Here is an 858-nt window from a genome sequence, read left to right as displayed (position 1 = left end):
CTCAACTAAGCCTTCAAACTCGAGCCCCGCCATCGCTAAGGCATTTCTGTTATCAGATACACCATCGGTATTGTATTCAATGGTGAACTCATCCCCTTTTACACTTTCGCCTTGAATTTCAAACGTAAAACCACGATAAGCTGATAATGCTGGCGGCGCTAAATCAAACACTGTCGCCGTATTGCTCGTAAATGAAATACCTTGCGCCATCGACATATCAACAGCACCAGCCACCGCTATACCTTGTGCAGAGTTGACGGTTTGCGTGGCGACAACTGGCGAACCAGCAGCATACGGATCAATACGACTTACATCGACACTATCACCAAGACCCGTCACCTCAATAACAATGTCTTCGCCCGTCACAGAACGCAGGTCTATTTGGGTTCCATCACTGACAGCAATAACGTCAAGGTTAGGGTTATCGTTAATGGCACGCGCTATTTCTACTGGCGTATAGGTAGCAGGAGGCGTAACGGTAATCGTCTCACCATTAATGATTAAACCTAAAGGGTTCGGGTCACCATCATCTACAAAATTAGTGAGTCGCACTTGCGTGTAGGCATTTGCTTTAATGCCCTCGACGGCAGTGAGGTCTTGTGCGATTTGTCTGGCGGAGCTGTTAGCCGCAATATTCACTGTTTGCGATGTCACGATTCCGGTATTGGTGTCTCGCGACTGAACTTGTAAGGTTTGCGCGCCATAACCGTTTACAAAAGGTCCCGCGCCAGCTGCTGGTAGCGTCAAGGTATCTGGCCCTGTTGCCGACACTAAGGTTTCACCTGGGTCGGACGTAAACAACATGTTGCTTAAGCCTTGCGCATAAAACTGGTTATTGATCGGTGGCGACAAAGGCTC

The 858-nt window shown here is 48.5% G+C and carries 1 pseudogene; it reads right to left on the bottom strand.

What is annotated here, in order from left to right:
• Positions 1-858: pseudogene (locus A3738_RS30465) on the bottom strand (flagellar hook-associated protein FlgK); the annotation flags it as partial.

The sequence above is a fragment of the Oleiphilus sp. HI0066 genome (assembly GCF_001635725.1).
The sequence above is the reverse complement of the archived record's forward strand: the minus strand, read 5'-3'. Positions and strand labels throughout refer to the sequence as shown.